This window comes from Candidatus Methanoperedens sp., from assembly GCA_027460535.1.
GTDB lineage: Archaea > Halobacteriota > Methanosarcinia > Methanosarcinales > Methanoperedenaceae > Methanoperedens.
The window spans coordinates 16,714-33,413 of record JAPZAR010000035.1; the positions used below are offsets into that span (position 1 = coordinate 16,714).

A 16,700-nucleotide genomic window follows, 5' to 3' on the forward strand; every position below is an offset into this window, starting at 1 on the left:
TATCTGGGCATGATCGTCAGATCGATCTTATTTGAATCGACCGTCGATTTTTTTCTTGAAACTACAATTGAGGACCGTCTTCCAGATTTATGCAATTGCCTTATGCTTTGGCTTTTTTCCCTTGATTTCGTAGAGAAAAGCCTGCGGTTCGGAAATATTTTCAGATGCGTCAAGCATTTCTATTGCCACAACTTTGTTATCTTCCCCATAATCCACGATAAGACCTTCTCTGACCTCATCGCTTTCTTTAACAGCTACTTCCCTTAAAATCAAAGTAAGTGAATCTGTTTGCGGGTCATATACTATCTTCATTTCAAATCCTCTTTCCAGTATTTTTCAATTTTTGATGTTTTATAAATAGTAATAACATGAAATGCATTTTTCAACTTTTCACCGATTATTCGAAGTAACATTTCCTTTTTTTCGTTATTATCATAATATCTTCCCTGCATAATAATTCTATTCTTTTTGGAAGGTATTTTCTGCAAAGTATGTTTGATAATTCGCTCTACATCCTCTTTCTTGATTTTGCGGATTTCCATTTCAAAAAGTGCATGTTCGGAAAAAACAATTTTCATTTTTTCACCTGCATTGAGGCTATCACTTCAATAACTATGTATTATAATGTAATTATTTAATTATATATTCTTGAAATTAAGGATTTCAAATATTGTTTTCCTAGAGTTTCCCTTTAATTTTCTCCAGGGATATGTATTTTTTTGCATTGCAGACTGATAACAGATTATTAGACTATATTATTTTTGATTGAAATTTTAGCTGCAATACATCTTATCTCAAAAAACTGTATTATTTATATGTGAAAAACAATAAAGTTTTATTAAAATGTCCTCCGAGCTCCCACAGAATCCCGACTGGCAAATCCAGGAAGAACGCCTGCAGTACGGCGCCGAAAAGAAAAAGCAGCGCGACGCCGCGCGCCCCAAATGGGCGTCCAGGCCCAGGAAAGAGCCTTCGCCAAAGGATTTAGAGTTTCAGACGCAGAATATCTTTGAAGAACTGGAAGGAAGCGGATTACGAAGTCTGATCGACAAATGTGATGCGAATCTTGCTTTTTTGAAGATGAGAAAGGAATAAGGAGGCAATAATTATGATCTTTAAAATTCTCACCGATACAATAGAATACGACGGCTCCCAGATAGCTCCGCTCTGGGCATACGGCATTGGGATAAAAGGTGATTCCATCGTGTGCTTTCATGGCCCCATGGACGTGACGTTCGATAACATGAAAGACATTGAGGACAGGAAAGCCGGGAAAACGATCCAGGGAGATGATCTCATCCATATCATTGTGGAGAGATTCGACTCCCCGGCAAGCATGCGCCTTGCCTACTACATGCAGCGCCTTCTGGTTGTCTGCATCAGGGATGTTCTGGAAAAGCATGGGATTGAAACAACGAGGAACGGCGATGACCTCTTCGTCAATGGAAAAAAACTTACCGTGAGCATAGCCAGTGCAGGCGTGGCGAGTGAAAAAATACATTGCGGGATAAACATCACCACAGAAGGAACACCTGCCGATGTAAAAACATCAGCCCTTCTGGATTTCGGGATTAAAGATTGGAAAACAATTGCCCACGGGATAGCCGAAAAATTCGTCCATGAAATTGAGGATATTGAAGGAGATATTGCCAAAACGAAAAGCCTATGACAGATATAACCAGATTAGGGATTTCTCTGATACTTATCGGTTTTGTTCTGGTTTTCCTGGGGTCGGTATTTTCGGCCGGGAATACAGGTTTTGGCGGACTCATCATGATAGGCCCCATACCAATAGCCTTTGGCACATCGCCGGGGATGACGATTGTTGCGATGATCATCGGTTTGCTCCTGATGCTGGTTATGCTCCGGAGGAGAAATGCCTGACTGGACTTACCTTATTTCGATTGGTATTGCCTTGATACTACTGGGATTTTTGTTCGTTGCTTATGGTATCATGAGATCCTCGAGGGAAAGCGCAGGTACAGAGGGCAGGATTTCAGATCAAGGTTTCAAAGAAGAGAGGGTAAAAGGGGGTGGTGTGATATTGATCGGGCCGATACCCATTGTTTTCGGCTCAGACAGGCGATATGTTATAATTGCCATGATACTTGCGATAGTGCTGGTGGCGTTAGTGATAATGAAATAACATGAATACATTAATGAGCAATAAAATCATTAGATGGTCGAGGTAATTTAAATGGTGGAAGAAATTAAGAAAATCCTAAGCAATAGCATGGAAACCTATACAAAGAACCTCAACCTGATTATTCCGTTTATTCTTAATGCTGTTGTAACTGGCCTGTTGACTGTCATAATAATTATGGGTGGATTTTTTTACATCTTTGGTTCTTCATTATCCTCTCTTGAGAACGCCCACACCCCGGAACAGCTCATTTTGATCATTCTACCACTGATAAGCCAGCACCTTTCTGATATCGTTTTATTGATAATTATCTATTTTTTGATAGCCACGTTTTTCCAGTCTTTTTTTACAGCAGGAGCTATCGGAATGGCACAGAAAGCCACTGAGGCCGGAAGGTCTGAGCTATCCACCATGATGGAAGCAGGAAAGAAGAACGTGGTGAACCTGTATCTTGCCCAAATCCTGGTGGGGTTGCTTGCACTGGCAGGTATCGTTTTTATTGTTCCTGGGGCGATGAAAATTGACCTTAGTAATTTTTCATTAGAATCAAACACCGGGGCTGTCATGTTACTCAAGGCCGGGGTTCTCTTATGGGCACTTTATGCGATAATAATAAGTCTTGTCCTGGCCGTTTACAGCTATGCGCTGGTAATAGAAAATCTCGGGGCTGTTGAAGGCATAACCGCAGGATTTGGGTTTTTTACAAAGAACAAGTCTGATGTATTCCTGCTATGGCTGATCATAGGGATTATAGTAATTGTTCTCACTTTTATCGGAGAGGTAACGAGGGTCGTTCCTGTGATGAATGTAATATGGCAACTTATCAATGTTCTGCTGAGCGTTTTAGTCATCCCTCCCCTGACAACGCTGTGGTGGGTCCGCCTCTATATGTCCAGGACTGGCAAGAAGATATATTTCAACGAGCTTCTGGCGCACCCTAACGATCTCGAAAAGTACAAAAGCGATCAATAAACCGCATGCTGCGTTCACGAATTAAAGTCTTTCAAGGAAAGCTTCTATCCGGGAAAGCGCTTCTGCGAGATCCTCGCGAGACGTTGCATAAGAACACCTGAGATACCCGGCACCGCAATCTCCGAATACATCGCCCGGTACAACCGCGACTTTGTGCTCTTTTAAAAGCCTTCCTGCGAACTCTTCAGAAGAGAGACCCGTGCTTTTTATGCTTGGAAAAGCGTAGAACGCTCCTTTAGGCTCAAAGCATTCAAGCCCGAGCCTGTTCAGTCCACTTACTATCAGGCGGCGCCTCCTGTCGTACTCCCTCACCATCTTTTGCATTTCCGCGTTTCCGTTCTTAAGGGCTTCTATGGCTCCCATCTGGGCTGTTATTGGCGCGCAGAGCATAGCATATTGATGGATCTTGGTCATGGCGCCGATCAAATCCTCACTTCCTGCGGCAAAGCCCAGCCGCAATCCCGTCATGGCGTGCGATTTTGAGAAACCGTTCAGTACAATGGTTCTCTCTTTCATCCCCCCCAGCGAAGAGAAGCAGGTATGAGCGCCGTCATATGTCAATTTCCCGTACACCTCGTCCGAGATCACCGCAAGATCATTTTCATTGACAACATCCGCGATTTCTTCGAGGTCGTTTTTCCGCATGACAGCACCTGTGGGATTATTGGGATAACTTAAAACAAGAGCCTTGGTTTTTTTTGTGATGCTCTTTTCTATCTGCTCTGCCGTGACCCTGAACTCATTATCCTGATTGGTGGGGACGGGCACAGGTTTGCCGCCCGCAAGGGATACGCTGGGTTTATAGGAAACATAGCACGGTTCCGGGATTATGACCTCATCCCCGGGGTCGATTATCGCCCTGAATGCCAGGTCAGCCGCTTCGCTCACGCCTGTTGTGACAAGGATCTCGTTTCCCGGGTCATAGTCGATCTGATGTTCGGTCATGTAGCTTTTTGATATCAGCTCGCGCAATTCAAGCAAACCATAATTTGAAGTATATGACGTAAACCCTTTCTCAAGCGAATAGATACACGCCTCCCTGATATGCCAGGGTGTGACAAAATCCGGTTCTCCCACTCCAAGTGATATGACTCCATCCATCTCAAGGACAAGGTCGAAGAATTTCCTTATCCCGGAAGGAGGTATGTTCCTTACCTTCTCGCAAACGAATTTTCCGGGCATGACATCACGGGGATACAGCAAGGCGTTCTGAGCGCTCTTTCTCGAATAAGACATCGCCGTCCTCCTTGTAAGTGCGCAGCACAAAATGCGTTACAGTCCCCTGCACCTGCTCAAGCGTGGCTATTTTTTCAGCCACAAAAAAAGCCACGTCTTTCATGGACTTTCCGCGGACTGTCAGGGATAGGTCGTGATCCCCGGAAATAAGCCGTACCGACCTGACCTCCGGGAACTTGGCGATACGCTCGGCTATGGCGTCGTACCCGGTCCGTGATCGAAGGGCGACCTTTAGCTCAATAATGGCATACACGTATTCCTCGCCTGCCTTTTCCCAATCGATAACTGTCTTGTACTTCCTTATAATCCCCTTTTTTTCCATCTCTTTGATCTTTGAGGCCACGGCAGCTTCCGTAATTCCCGTCATGGTCGCGATTTCTTTATGTCCGATCCTCGGGTCGCTTTCCAGTATTTCCAGTATTTCTTTCATAGTCGTGCCTCGCCTGTTTTCTATGCTTTAAGGGTTAATAGGCTTTGTGTTGTTTTTAACGATAGGAAATTATAAACGCAGGTGAACGCCTGGAGTTGCATCCGTTAGAAATCATAGACCTGCATCACAATTATGGAATTGAATACTGGCACAGGCGTGGCTTTAGGGGTTTCAAAATTTTGCTTTAAAAATATTTTTCATATGGAAATCAAAATACCCAGCCTGAATATGATCTATTTTTCCAAAAATTGTTTTATTGTGATATTCTTCCTCGATATCGCGATGAAGGCAAATTCGTTTTGAATAGTCTATAGCGATATTACCACACTCAAATTCTGTATGATGATTAGGACAAAGTGCTATTATATTATCATATTTATCATAATCTTTTTTATTTTTAAGAGGTCTGACGTGCGCGCCTTCAACTAATAAACGACCATTATAGTCCTTCTTATTCCATCCGCAAATAACGCAAGCATTTCCACATAAATTAATCCCTTTTTCACTCTCCTGACTATTTCGGGATACCATACATAATCCACTCACTGGTTTTAGGAGCGATGTTCCTATCAACAGTATCAAATAAAATTCTCCACAAATTCGGATCTTTACTCATCTGGTTTATTTGATTATGGTGGTTCTTGTACGTCCTCGTTATTTCTTGAAGTAGTTGGTTTCCTATACGGTTAAAAATTTTTTCTGGTTTTTCATACCATCCAATCCTTTCACTCGCTTCATCGTATTTCACTACTCCTCGAAAGCTTGACAATAAGGGCAGCAGAAATTGTATTGGCAAATCCCAGATGATATCTTTGCCCAAAAATATTGTTTTTCTTGGATTATCTTTTCGACTCGTTATTACACCGAGGTTTGTAAAACCTCGTGGCGCAGAGTCATGAAAAGTTGTGAGAATATGCTCTTCTAAATTAATAATATCATTAACTAATGGATACGTATGTAAAAATTCATTTTGATGCCCCAGCCAATAATTGAATGTTGCATTTTTGCTTGTTGCAGATTTATTTGGTTGTTCCGTCCCATCATGCCAATTACTTTGATAGGATTTAATATTAAATAGATTCAACCGTGCAATAAGGTCAACAGCGGTTAGTCCCCTATCATTAGGTACTTTTCGATTTTCAAACCAAATGATATGTTTTTCAAAATCAGCATTCATTGAAAGTTTTATCTTTGCAAAATATCCCCGTTTTTCAGCAACAGAATATGATTTTACGTTAGAAGCTGTATTCCTACTTGCAGCAATCATTGCAAGCTTTTCAGGTGAAAATTCCTGTTCAATAACATCCAAGCGTACAACAGCCTTCGAAATATCTTGTTCTTTCTTTGTGTCCAAAAGGGCTAGTTGTGTATGCCCTCCATTTACGATTCCTGTTCCAGGAGGAAAATTTATTTTGACGGTCTTATTTTTTTTATTTACAGTCACCGTCACCTTAGTTGAGATTACATCAATTCCCCCGTTTTGTAGTAAAAAATCAATAGGGGCTGTCTTTAACGTTTTTATCATATCCTTATAAGGTTGTGATTTCTCCGATGGTTCTCTAACATTAGCATCCAACGGTAAATCTAAATAATCACTACCTTTTATGAAAAAAGTGTACATTCGTGGATAACCTGGTACATCATACGTTTTATATTCTATAAAATCCATCTCGACTTCTGTTGGGGTAGACCTTGTACCTGATGGCATTATATCCCTTCATTTATAATTATATTTTATATTAGGTCTTTGAATGTATTTTATTACTTTAATAAGTTTTGGTCATATAATATTTTTGTCATATTTTTTATAATGATTGTTCAAAAATAAAAATTAAGGCGATATGCGCCACCGATACGAAGCATCGGCCCATTTCCAAGTTGAAAGTGGTGTGTTTGCTGATTTGTTGTTTCTTGAAACCTGTTTCCAAAGCTTTTTATCGAAATAACCTGTCTCTTAGGGGGATATGAGGGCAGTCATCCCGTTCAAAAAAAACAATGCCAAATCAAGGTTATCCGCGATACTCTCCGAAAAAGAGCGCGAAGAGCTTGCGCTGGCAATGCTCTCCGACGTGACGGACGCCCTGCTGGGATCAGGATGTTTCGATACAATTGACATCCTTTCGACTTCAATAATCGATTTTGAGAAAGCCAATATAGTATTGACCGAAAAAGGCCTGAACGAGGCATTGAACGAATACCTCGAAAAAATGTCCTCGCACTCGATGAACGAACCTGTCCTTATTATAATGGCAGACATTCCGCTTGTTTCAACAAATAACATCAAGGAAATTGCAGCATCCCCTGCCGATGTTGTGATCGTACCTGGGAGGATGGGGGGTACCAATGCCCTGTTTATCCGGGACCCATCAAGTTTCCATGTGGACTATTATGGCGCAAGTTTCTCCAAGCACAAGGAGATCGCAGCCCGAAGTGGCATTGAAATTGAGGTTTTTGACTCGTTTAACATGAGCACGGATATTGATGAAGTCGCTGATCTTACAGAGATTCTACTTCATGGAACAGGACATGCGGCACGTTATCTCAAAAAGCTTGGATTCACAATCGCGGAAGAGGAAAATGGTGGCAGAGTTGGGGTAAAAAGGCTATAAATCGTTATTAATACCTAATCGATAACTATATTTGGAGTCTCTCCAAATTTAGAAATGTGAAAGGTATAAATGGACTGGAACTATCCCCCAAAAAGATAGACTACCTGAAATTCCTTAAGGAGAAGAAAAAGGCAAAGACTACCGAGATATCCGATGAGTTCAAAGTCGATCCTTCCACGACAACCAAGATATTGCTCGAACTCGCAAAAACAGATCTGGTAACCTATACGCCTTATCATGGCTGTTCTCTTACAGAAAAAGGTATCAAGTACGTAGAATTCTTAAACAGGCGGCATGGACTTATAGTATGCATGCTGGTAGGGATGGGAATGGATACAAAAACCGCATGCGAAGCTGCTGGAAGATTCGAATATTTTGTCACGAAAGATGTGGTGGACACACTTTGCAAGAATTTCTCTCACCCAGACCTTAGTCCATGCGGAACCAGTATAAGTCGCGACACTTGCTGTTGCTGTCCGGGAGGTGGCTGAGATGAACTCTGTAAAGTCTGCATTCACTCTTATTTTACTCATCGTATTGCTTGTGAGTCTCACGGGGTGCATCCAGCAGCCAAAATCAAGTGAAAAGATCAATGTCGTCACTTCCTTTTATCCTCTTTATGAATTTTCAAAGCGCATCGGGGGTGAAAAGGCCGAGGTATCGGTATTGGTTCCTGCAGGTGCAGAGCCACATGACTGGGAACCCGGCCCACAGGATATTATCAAAGTAGAATCCGCTCAGATTTTTGTTTATAATGGCGCTGGGCTTGAACCTTACATTGATAAAATTATAACAAAGACCGAATCCCAGAAATTGATTGTTGTTGATTCAAGCGAAGGGATTGAATTAATTAAAGAAGGAGGGACGCCTGATCCCCATATCTGGCTTGACCCGGTGCTGGCAAAACACCAGGCAGATGCCATAGAGAAAGCGTTTATTAAAGCCGACCCGAAAAATAGTGATTATTACACGGCCAATGCTCAGGCACTCAGGCAGGATCTGGACGCGCTGGGTGCAAATATTTCAAAAGAATTAGCTCCTGCCAAAAAGAAGGTATTTATAACCGCTCACGCCGCATTTGGCTATTTTGCCAAGAGATATGGTTTAACGCAAATCGCAATTGCAGGGCTGTCGCCTGACATAGAGCCCAGCCCTGCAAAAATTGTCGAGATTGTTAAACTCGCACAGGAGAATAAAGTGAAATACATTTTCTTTGAGACTTTAGTAAGCCCGAAGTTATCTGAAACTATTGCAAAAGAAGCGGGGGCGCAAACGCTGGCGCTTAACCCGATAGAGGGACTTTCCGAAGGTCAGATCAAGCAAGGGGAGAACTACTTTACTTTAATGCGGAAGAATGTGAAAAACCTCAAATTAGCGCTGGATGTAGAGAATGGATGAAAATATCATTGAAATAACGGGTGTAAGTTTTAAACAGGACACTTCGGGCATTCTTGAAGATATCAACCTGGTAATAAAGCGTGGAGAATTTTTAGGAATCATAGGCCCCAACGGCGCTGGCAAGACCACACTTTTGAAACTAATCCTGGGTTTAATAAAGCCAAATGAGGGAACCATAAAGCTGTTTGGCGAGGATATCCATCGATTTAAAAAATGGTATAAAATAGGATATATTCCGCAGCATGCCCTGAATTTTGATTCAAATTTCCCCGTGAGCGTTTATGAAGTGGTATCCATGGGCAGGTTCTCATCAAAAGGTTTGTTCAGGAAGCTGGGGAAGGAAGATATGCAGGCGATAGATGACGCCCTGGAAATAGTAGGCATGAAGGATTATAAAAACAGGAGGATAGGGGAACTTTCCGGAGGGCAGCAGCAGCGGGTATTCATAGCCAGGGCTCTTGCAAGCAAGCCGGAATTATTGATCCTGGATGAGCCAACGGTTGGAGTGGATATAACGGGACAAAAAGAATTCTATGACTTTTTGGAGAGATTGCATAATGAGAAAAAAATTACACTTGTGCTCGTAACCCATGATGTCAGCAACATATCTTCAAGGGTGAGGAAAATCGCATGCATCAATAAGCGGATGTTCACGGAATGCCATCCTGAGGAACTGTTCGGCTTTGGCCCCGAAGGAATGAAGGTCGTGCATCACCTGCATGGAGAGTAATATGCTGGAAGTATTCCAATACGGTTTCATGCAGCGGGCACTGGTGGCCGGCATTATGATCGCCATAGTCTGCTCCGTTATCGGGACATTTATAGTTTTAAAAAGACTTTCGATGATCGGGGACGGGCTTTCGCATATCGCACTTGGGGGCGTCGCACTTGGAATGCTTTTGAATGTTTATCCGGTTTTCACAGCCCTGGTATTCTCAGTCCTTAGTGCTGTGGGCATAAATACGCTGAGACGGGCAAAGATTTATGGGGACGTGGCGATAGCCATATTCTTTTCCGCGGGGCTTGCGGTGGCTGTGGTCCTGCTGAGCCTTGCAAAGGGGTTCAATACCGACCTCTTCACATATTTGTTCGGGAGCATCCTTACAGTGAACGAGACAGACCTGATGGTGATGCTTGTGCTTGGAATATTTACTACTGGCGCAGTTATCATGTTCTATAAGGAGCTTTTCTATATTACATTCGATGAAGCATCTGCAAAAGCCAGCGGTCTTCCCGTGGAAAAACTGAATACCCTGCTGGTTGTCTTGACTGCGATAACGGTAGTAGTGTCGCTAAAAATTGTGGGGATCCTGCTGGTTTCTTCTCTACTTGTAGTCCCGGTGGCCACAAGCCTTCAGGTTTCAAGGAATTTCAGGGAGACGATATTTGGCTCGATGGTTTTTGCGATATTCTCGGTAATAGCGGGATTGACCGTCTCTTTTTATTTCAACCTTGCAGCGGGAGGCGCGATAGTCCTGACATCAGTGATAGTATTCTCAATAGTTATGATTTATAAAAGTTATAGGCGATAAGGCCCGGGAAAGAAGTATCCTAATATACTAATGGGCGTAAAGTATAATATCTCACATTATAAGGATGAATTACAATTTATGGAGCTTGAAAACCTAAGACACGGGACGGAACTAATTAAAAGAGGATTTGCGGGAATGCAAAAAGGCGGGGTGATAATGGATGTCACCAACCCCCAGGAAGCCAGGATAGCAGAGATGGCTGGAGCAGTGGCGGTGATGGCGCTCCATGCGGTCCCCGCGGATATCAGGAAAGCCGGCGGGGTTGCGAGAATGGCAGACCCGCAGGTCATATCAGAGATAATCGAGTCGGTCACCATACCTGTGATGGCCAAGGCGAGAATAGGTCATTTTGTGGAGGCTGAGATCCTTGAAGCCCTCGGTGTCGACATGGTGGATGAGTCAGAAGTGCTCACGCCCGCTGATGAGGCGTTCCATATAGACAAGATAAGGTTCACGATACCTTTCGTATGCGGCGCCCGCGACCTTGGCGAAGCACTTCGGCGGATAAACGAAGGTGCTGCCATGATCAGGACAAAGGGTGAAGCGGGAACCGGCGATGTGAAAGAGGCAGTGAAGCATATGCGGGCGATAATGGGCATGATCCGGGAACTCAAAGGCAAGAGCTCAGGGGAACTCACTGTCGTGGCACGGAAAATAGAAGCCCCGATCGAGCTTGTGAAAGAGACCGCAGAATTGCAGAGGCTTCCCGTAGTGAACTTTGCGGCCGGAGGCATAGCCACACCCGCGGATGCGGCATTGATGATGCGTCTGGGTGCGGATGGCGTTTTTGTGGGTTCCGGGATATTCAAATCCGAAAATCCCGAGAAGATGGCAAAGGCTATCGTAGAAGCGGTGAACAATTATGATAATCCAGCCGTTCTTGCACAGATATCAAAGGGGGTCGGCGGGGCTATGAAAGGGATCGATATCAGGAGCCTGACAGAAAAGGAAGTGCTGCAGGCCAGAGGATAGTAAAGTTTACTTTCTATATTATTCATCGCTAAGTTCTGGAGGTTCAGCCCCCAGATTTTCCGGGCGCTGGATGATGGCTGTGAGTATTCCGATACCTTTCGTATTTTTATTTAGAATATTCTCAGGTTTGGGTGGAACATTCTAAAACTGACTTATGCTTTCCTTCGCTGCCTTAAGTTCGCCGGTGGAAGGCTCAGAGAATTGATGCAGTTACGTGAGGTCAATCAGATTATCATGGCAATTCCTTAAATCATAAAAAAATTCGATGGAAAATCTTTCAAATTTAAAGCAAAATAACTATCAATATAGACCATACATAAAAGATTCCAAAGGAGAATTAAAATGGACTGCTGTGGATCAAGTAAACCGAAAGAAAAAGATGATGATATAAAAGAAGAACAATCGGGCATTAAAAAAAATTCCGTCGAAAAAGAGCAAGCCCACGGCGGCGGTTGCTCAGGGATGTGGTTTCACCTTTTGCTAATGATTATCGTAGTTTTATTAATATCGTATTTTACGAAGAGGTAAGAATATAAAAAAGAAGACTGTGTTAATAACTGGAATTGCCGGGTTGCTGCTTGTATTCGGTGCAGTAGTCGCGCTGGCGCAGAATACGAGCGAGAAAACGAAGGATGCGGAAAATCATGAATGCACTCCGGAGATGATGAAGGATATGTCAGGAAAATGTCCGGAGCATATGATGCAATCCGGTGCCTGCGAAAATATGATGAAAGGATCAAAAGGCGGCAGTGAAATGATGGGCGGGAAGAATCTGACAAGCGCATCAGAATCTAAAGAGACCGGCCGTTGTGGAAGTAATTCTGGCATGGGTTCGATGATGAGTTCCAAGCGCATGAAGATGAAAAATATGAAACATGGCACTCAGAACCCGCAGAGTCGGATTGATGAAAATAAGAAAGAGGAGCTTACATGAGAATATTAGGAACAACAATAATAACCTTATTCGTATTGATGGCAGTCGCTATCAGCGGATGCTTATCAGGAGGGGAGAAACCTCCGACTGATTTATTGGAGCCGAGGGAGAATTCAGAAGCCGGAGTACAAATAACAGCAACTTATCTTCCTGATATCACCGACGCCACGGCTTTTGAAATTAAAGTCACTGCCCATATGGACTATAACGATGATTTTAAGAATAACTCTTACCTGCGTGATTCCAGCGGCAAAATATATCAACCTCTTTCTTATGAGGGTGCAGGCGGGCACCATGCCAGCGGAACACTTCGATTTCCTAAGATCGAGAGCAGGACATTTGAACTTGTGATCAAGGATGTCGCAGGGGTAAATGAACGAGTATTTAAGTGGTAAGCATATGCCAGGTATCAAAAGCCTTTTAAAAAATCCGTTTGTTTTCGGAGCTGGCATAGGAATATTTGTAATACTTTTCAATATCTCTATAGCTTCCTTAGGTGAAGGTTCATTTGAGAAAGGATACCAGGTATTCCTTACTAACGGGATATTTGTATACCTTATTCCCTTAGCAGTAGGTATTCAGATGGGGCTTTTCAGATACCACAGGAATCTGACTTCTGAGAACAAATTGTGCGGCTCTGAGAAGATGGGCATGGCAGGCTCAGCTACTTCATCACTGACGATGGTTGCATGCTGCCTGCATCATGTGAGTGATTTCTTACCTTCAGTTGGTTTCATTCTCGCAACATCGTCATTCTTTATCCAATATAAAGACACCATAATAATCATCGGGCTCCTTGCCAATATAGCTGGAAGCGCCTACATTGCAAGAGCAATCCTAAAGGATAAATCGATTATTGCGGGAGCGAAAAAATCAACGGTCTAACTGGAGATTAGATGAAAAGAATTTTGGCACCTCAGGCAGTATCATGACTGAAATACTCTGGATCTCACTCATACTTCTGGCTGTAGCATCAATCCTTCCGAGAGCCTATAATTCAAGGTTCATTTTTGGAGGGTTTGGCTGGGTATTCCTTTCCATATACTGGTCTTTGCAGCCGGGAACTTATATTGATATACAGGATTATGTTAATGCCTTTCTGGTAGTCGCCGCAGGAGGAGTTACCCTCTTTATAGCATATATTATGTTTAAGGCAAGGGATACGAAAGACGGCGGCTACGACATGTTTATTTCATTATCCAGGGCTGCATCCGTAGGCGGTCTTTTGTATTTCTTGTTTGCAGAAGTAGGCTTCTTAAATACAAGGATAATTTCAACGGTCACTGACCAGGCAATCTGGGTAAGCGGGAAATTCGGGTTCCCAGTTGTACAGGTAGCATGGAACAAGCTTGCAGTCAACGGCATGGCAATTGAAATAATCCTTGCCTGCACTGCTATCGAGAGCATAGCCCTATTTTCAGGTATAATCTCCTCCGCAACAGGTGCACCTGCTGCACGGAAATTCAAGGCGTTTATGATTTCAGTGCCAGTAATCTATATTCTCAATCTGCAAAGATTGGCTTTCACCGCCTCTGCTTATGGGTTTAGCTGGTTCGGAACGCCTGATGAGAGTTTCCATATTTCTGAGCATATTATCACCAAGGCAGGCTCCCTGCTGGCGCTCCTTATCATTTCATATTTGGTTCTTAAGATCCTTCCTGAGGTTTCGGATATGATAGACGGTGTAGTGAAAACCATGAGAATAGAATTCCACAGGTTGACGGTGAGATAACAGTGAAAATAAAAGTGAATTATGATTTTTCCCAGCAGGAGGTTGTTGGCGAAACGGATGTTTTTGAAATTGCAGATGGAGCTAAACTTGGAGAACTGTTGCGGATAATCGACGCCAGGATTGTGGAAGCCGGAAAAAATAAGGGTATAGAGACCACTTATAAAACCACGTTGGCTGGCGGTCAGTTGAATGGATGTGTGGTTTTTATTAATGGTTCAGCACCGGAAAATATGCTGGAACAATTGCTGCATGACCGTGATAACATTGAATTTGTTTATGGATTTTGTGGAGGATAACAATGAGCGGATTGATCGATTTTATATACAGGAATTATATTGATGGGATAATCAACGATACAAGTTATAATCATTTTGACATGATCACATATATCATTATTCTTTTCGTGGGCGTATATGCTGCACTAAAATTATTGAATAAATTGAAAATTAAAGTTGATGAGGAGTTTGTCATTGCTACAATTCCCTATATTTTCATGGGTTCAGTATTTCGGGTAATCGAGGATGCAAATTTACTAAAGCCGCCCGTCAAATATTTTTTTATCACGCCGCTTATTTACTTCGTAATCTTTGCAATATGTTTTGGGTCTCTTCTCCTCACAAGATACCTTGAAAAGCTCAAGAAAATAAGAAATTATATTCGTGTATACGCAATTGCCGGGGTCACATTATCGTTAGTGGGAGTTGCTATCCTCGTTTATTATAGTTCTTTTAATTGGAATCTCGCTATTCTTGTATATAGTCTTGTGCCAGCTATAGGATTGACCGAATTGGTCAGAAGAATATCTCCGGCGATCGGTATGACTTATCTTCGAAGCAGGATGTATTCATTTGCAATATTTTCATTTCTGCTCGATTCGCTCACTACATATATTGGCGTAGATCTGCTGGGCTACACTAACAAACATCCTTTTAGTTCCTTCCTCACTTCCTTTTTTGGAACTGGAGCCATACTGGTTCCTCTGTCCCTGATTTTGGTACTTGTGATTGTCTTGTTGCTTGAAAAGGATTCCAAGGAAGATAAAAAACAGGATGAAAAGTATATGATGACATTGACCTTGATAGTTCTTGGTTTCTCCATGGGTGCAAGGAATTTGCTGGCAATGGTTTTCAGGGTTTAGCCGGAGGACACGGCGCGGGGCAGGCGGTGGGGGGCGGAGAGAGCGGAGTAAATGGTGATCGCTTCTTTTTTATGGTGGGAGTTCGAAGAATAGAACGCGGATGACGCGGATTTAACGGATACGCACGGATAATTTTAATCCGTGTCAATCAGTGTTATCCGTGCGCTCCGTGTTCTATCACATCTTATATCACTTCAAAAATATTAATATCTTGGCGCCGATATGTTCCCGAAGCAGCCTCACGGCCTATGGGACAGCGGGTTTACTCAGAATCAACAGCGAACTCCGGTTGAGAGCTATCCGATGAGGGATAGTGCTGGCGATGGCGCGGGGCAGGCGGCGGCGATGGGGGGCGGGGAGAGCGGAGTAAATGGTGATAGCTTCTTTTTATGGTGAAAGGAGCGGTTCAAAGAATAGAACGCGGATGACGCGGATTTAACGGATACGCACGGATAATTTTAATCTGTGTCAATCTGTGTTATCCGTGCGCTCCGTGTTCTATCACATCTTATATCACTTCAAAAATATTAATCTCGCGGCGCCGATATGTTCCCGAAGCAACTACCCCGCCAGCAGATTCCCCACAACCGCCTCCATCAACTTCTCGCTGTCCGCCTGCGAGCGCAGGAGTACGGCTCAAGCTTATCGCAGAGGGGCATGAGCTGCTCTGGCGGCGATGCGGTGCTATCTAGCTGCATACATTACTTTACCTTTTCTTGCGAAGTCAGTAATAAGAGAATTACCGCTTTCAAATTCTTCAGAAGTGAGGGTGATAATATCAAGAGGCACTCTGAATTTTTTTATGGTGTTAATCTCTGCTTCCTTCGTCAATCTTGCCCTTTCAAAAATATCTTTGTTCCGAAAATCCGGAGAAATTATCAGAATATCCACATCGCTATCTAAAGTCGCTTTTCCCGTGCTGTGCGACCCGAATAGAATTATCTTTGAAACTTTCAATCCTTTTTCTTTCAAACAATTCTCAAAGAATTTAATGGCTTCTACTATTTTGTCTTTAACCATTTTAATAACTCCTTCCCTTTTTCAAGTATCTTTTCTGTTGTATTCATATTGTATTCGTTCAGCATTCTTTGCAGATTATCAGGATATCGAGTGAGAACGCTTACTCTGTTCAGAGTGAAGACAAAATCATACATATCTTCAGGTAATTCCAGATCGATAATTTCAATAAGATAAAGCAGATTGTGAGTTTTGGGTGGCGCTTCTTTATTTTTTTGAATGATCAGACCCTTGAGCGCTTTTTCTATAGATAAATGGCACATGAAGACAGTATAAAAATAACGTTCTCCTTTGAACATGAATTCTGCGGTTTCCATGTCATAATCAGCTTGTTTGAACCATTCATCTTTATCCATGTATTTCTCAGGATTGTAATTGTTTTAATTGCTTATTTGCTTTTCCCGTTACTCAACCAGCATCCTCCCGCCTCCATCAATCTCTCGCTGTTCGCCTGCGGTTGGGCGACAGTCCTACTATGGATTCAAGATGGTGGGCAAGAGGAATAGGGTGATGGGGTTGCCGGAAATGCAGGGCTATGACCCTAGTTTGAATGAAGACCCTGTTCACTTGGAGAAATATATATCACT

General features: G+C 42.9%; 28 protein-coding genes. 19 read left to right on the top strand and 9 right to left on the bottom strand.

Annotated features, from left to right (window positions below):
- Positions 1-87: 87 nt before the first annotated feature.
- Entirely contained in the window at positions 88-312 is a 225-nt protein-coding gene (locus tag O8C65_15335) for a DUF2283 domain-containing protein (protein MCZ7358292.1), read from the bottom strand.
- Complete coding sequence (locus O8C65_15340; protein MCZ7358293.1) at positions 309-578, bottom strand: DUF4258 domain-containing protein; 270 nt, start codon at positions 576-578, stop codon at positions 309-311. The genes O8C65_15335 and O8C65_15340 overlap by 4 nt, the downstream gene beginning before the upstream one ends.
- Positions 579-843: 265 nt before the next feature.
- Here O8C65_15340 and O8C65_15345 point away from each other — a divergent pair, with 265 nt between their 5' ends.
- From O8C65_15345 to O8C65_15365, 5 genes are read left to right on the top strand one after another with little or no spacing between them, the layout of a single operon-like run.
- On the top strand, positions 844-1,095 hold the full coding sequence (locus O8C65_15345) for a hypothetical protein (protein MCZ7358294.1): 252 nt from the start codon (positions 844-846) through the stop codon (positions 1,093-1,095).
- Positions 1,096-1,108: 13 nt separating this feature from the next.
- Positions 1,109-1,669, top strand: a complete 561-nt coding sequence (locus O8C65_15350) for a DUF366 family protein (protein MCZ7358295.1) — start codon at positions 1,109-1,111, stop codon at positions 1,667-1,669.
- Positions 1,666-1,884 carry a DUF131 domain-containing protein gene (locus O8C65_15355; protein ID MCZ7358296.1) on the top strand — a complete coding sequence of 73 codons (219 nt, stop codon included), beginning with the start codon at positions 1,666-1,668 and terminating at the stop codon, positions 1,882-1,884. The genes O8C65_15350 and O8C65_15355 overlap by 4 nt, the downstream gene beginning before the upstream one ends.
- Complete coding sequence (locus O8C65_15360) at positions 1,877-2,146, top strand: TIGR00304 family protein (GenBank protein ID MCZ7358297.1); 270 nt, start codon at positions 1,877-1,879, stop codon at positions 2,144-2,146. Before O8C65_15355 ends, O8C65_15360 begins: the two co-directional genes overlap by 8 nt.
- Before the next feature lie 51 nt (positions 2,147-2,197).
- On the top strand, positions 2,198-3,115 hold the full coding sequence (locus O8C65_15365) for a hypothetical protein (protein MCZ7358298.1): 918 nt from the start codon (positions 2,198-2,200) through the stop codon (positions 3,113-3,115).
- 21 nt (positions 3,116-3,136) lie between these two features.
- Here the strand turns inward: O8C65_15365 and O8C65_15370 are convergent, their stop codons facing one another.
- The 4 genes from O8C65_15370 to O8C65_15385 form a co-directional block, all read right to left on the bottom strand.
- Positions 3,137-4,351 carry an aminotransferase class I/II-fold pyridoxal phosphate-dependent enzyme gene (locus tag O8C65_15370; GenBank protein ID MCZ7358299.1) on the bottom strand — a complete coding sequence of 405 codons (1,215 nt, stop codon included), beginning with the start codon at positions 4,349-4,351 and terminating at the stop codon, positions 3,137-3,139.
- Entirely contained in the window at positions 4,302-4,781 is a 480-nt protein-coding gene (locus tag O8C65_15375; GenBank protein ID MCZ7358300.1) for an Lrp/AsnC family transcriptional regulator, read from the bottom strand. Before O8C65_15375 ends, O8C65_15370 begins: the two co-directional genes overlap by 50 nt.
- Positions 4,782-4,952: 171 nt before the next feature.
- Complete coding sequence (locus O8C65_15380) at positions 4,953-5,312, bottom strand: HNH endonuclease (protein ID MCZ7358301.1); 360 nt, start codon at positions 5,310-5,312, stop codon at positions 4,953-4,955.
- The gene (locus O8C65_15385; protein MCZ7358302.1) at positions 5,296-6,489 is read right to left on the bottom strand and encodes an AIPR family protein; all 1,194 of its coding nucleotides are present in this window, start codon (positions 6,487-6,489) and stop codon (positions 5,296-5,298) included. The genes O8C65_15380 and O8C65_15385 overlap by 17 nt, the downstream gene beginning before the upstream one ends.
- A gap of 256 nt (positions 6,490-6,745) precedes the next feature.
- On the opposite strand from O8C65_15385, the gene cofC reads away from it, so the two are divergent.
- The 14 genes from cofC to O8C65_15455 all read left to right on the top strand — a co-directional run bounded on the left by cofC (position 6,746) and on the right by O8C65_15455 (position 15,492).
- Positions 6,746-7,390, top strand: a complete 645-nt coding sequence (gene cofC, locus O8C65_15390; GenBank protein ID MCZ7358303.1) for a 2-phospho-L-lactate guanylyltransferase — start codon at positions 6,746-6,748, stop codon at positions 7,388-7,390.
- Positions 7,391-7,446: 56 nt separating this feature from the next.
- Positions 7,447-7,881 (top strand): metal-dependent transcriptional regulator, encoded by a 435-nt coding sequence (locus tag O8C65_15395; protein MCZ7358304.1) that lies wholly within the window; start codon positions 7,447-7,449, stop codon positions 7,879-7,881.
- A 1-nt stretch (position 7,882) separates the two neighbouring features.
- Positions 7,883-8,788, top strand: a complete 906-nt coding sequence (locus O8C65_15400) for a metal ABC transporter substrate-binding protein (GenBank protein MCZ7358305.1) — start codon at positions 7,883-7,885, stop codon at positions 8,786-8,788.
- The gene (locus tag O8C65_15405; protein ID MCZ7358306.1) at positions 8,781-9,518 is read left to right on the top strand and encodes a metal ABC transporter ATP-binding protein; all 738 of its coding nucleotides are present in this window, start codon (positions 8,781-8,783) and stop codon (positions 9,516-9,518) included. Before O8C65_15400 ends, O8C65_15405 begins: the two co-directional genes overlap by 8 nt.
- Before the next feature lies 1 nt (position 9,519).
- Complete coding sequence (locus O8C65_15410; protein ID MCZ7358307.1) at positions 9,520-10,320, top strand: metal ABC transporter permease; 801 nt, start codon at positions 9,520-9,522, stop codon at positions 10,318-10,320.
- Between the two features lie 78 nt (positions 10,321-10,398).
- Entirely contained in the window at positions 10,399-11,292 is an 894-nt protein-coding gene (pdxS, locus tag O8C65_15415) for a pyridoxal 5'-phosphate synthase lyase subunit PdxS (GenBank protein ID MCZ7358308.1), read from the top strand.
- Between the two features lie 342 nt (positions 11,293-11,634).
- Positions 11,635-11,820 carry a hypothetical protein gene (locus O8C65_15420; GenBank protein MCZ7358309.1) on the top strand — a complete coding sequence of 62 codons (186 nt, stop codon included), beginning with the start codon at positions 11,635-11,637 and terminating at the stop codon, positions 11,818-11,820.
- Between the two features lie 19 nt (positions 11,821-11,839).
- The gene (locus tag O8C65_15425) at positions 11,840-12,226 is read left to right on the top strand and encodes a hypothetical protein (GenBank protein ID MCZ7358310.1); all 387 of its coding nucleotides are present in this window, start codon (positions 11,840-11,842) and stop codon (positions 12,224-12,226) included.
- The gene (locus tag O8C65_15430) at positions 12,223-12,621 is read left to right on the top strand and encodes a hypothetical protein (GenBank protein ID MCZ7358311.1); all 399 of its coding nucleotides are present in this window, start codon (positions 12,223-12,225) and stop codon (positions 12,619-12,621) included. Before O8C65_15425 ends, O8C65_15430 begins: the two co-directional genes overlap by 4 nt.
- A 4-nt stretch (positions 12,622-12,625) precedes the next feature.
- Positions 12,626-13,111: a hypothetical protein gene (locus O8C65_15435; GenBank protein ID MCZ7358312.1), complete on the top strand. Its 486-nt coding sequence runs from the start codon at positions 12,626-12,628 to the stop codon at positions 13,109-13,111.
- A gap of 43 nt (positions 13,112-13,154) precedes the next feature.
- A complete protein-coding gene (artA, locus tag O8C65_15440) occupies positions 13,155-13,958 on the top strand; it encodes an archaeosortase A (protein MCZ7358313.1) in 804 nt (267 codons plus the stop codon).
- Positions 13,959-13,960: 2 nt separating this feature from the next.
- Positions 13,961-14,254, top strand: coding sequence for a hypothetical protein (locus tag O8C65_15445; protein ID MCZ7358314.1), 294 nt, complete (start codon positions 13,961-13,963; stop codon positions 14,252-14,254).
- Positions 14,255-14,256: 2 nt separating this feature from the next.
- Positions 14,257-15,096 (top strand): DUF63 family protein, encoded by an 840-nt coding sequence (locus O8C65_15450; protein ID MCZ7358315.1) that lies wholly within the window; start codon positions 14,257-14,259, stop codon positions 15,094-15,096.
- A gap of 222 nt (positions 15,097-15,318) precedes the next feature.
- On the top strand, positions 15,319-15,492 hold the full coding sequence (locus O8C65_15455) for a hypothetical protein (protein ID MCZ7358316.1): 174 nt from the start codon (positions 15,319-15,321) through the stop codon (positions 15,490-15,492).
- 112 nt (positions 15,493-15,604) lie between these two features.
- On the opposite strand, the gene O8C65_15460 is transcribed toward O8C65_15455, so the two are convergent.
- From O8C65_15460 to O8C65_15470, 3 genes are read right to left on the bottom strand one after another with little or no spacing between them, the layout of a single operon-like run.
- Positions 15,605-15,736, bottom strand: coding sequence for a hypothetical protein (locus tag O8C65_15460; protein ID MCZ7358317.1), 132 nt, complete (start codon positions 15,734-15,736; stop codon positions 15,605-15,607).
- A 44-nt stretch (positions 15,737-15,780) separates the two neighbouring features.
- Positions 15,781-16,116 (bottom strand): nucleotidyltransferase domain-containing protein, encoded by a 336-nt coding sequence (locus O8C65_15465; GenBank protein ID MCZ7358318.1) that lies wholly within the window; start codon positions 16,114-16,116, stop codon positions 15,781-15,783.
- Positions 16,098-16,469, bottom strand: coding sequence for a HEPN domain-containing protein (locus tag O8C65_15470; protein MCZ7358319.1), 372 nt, complete (start codon positions 16,467-16,469; stop codon positions 16,098-16,100). Before O8C65_15470 ends, O8C65_15465 begins: the two co-directional genes overlap by 19 nt.
- Positions 16,470-16,700 lie beyond the last annotated feature (231 nt).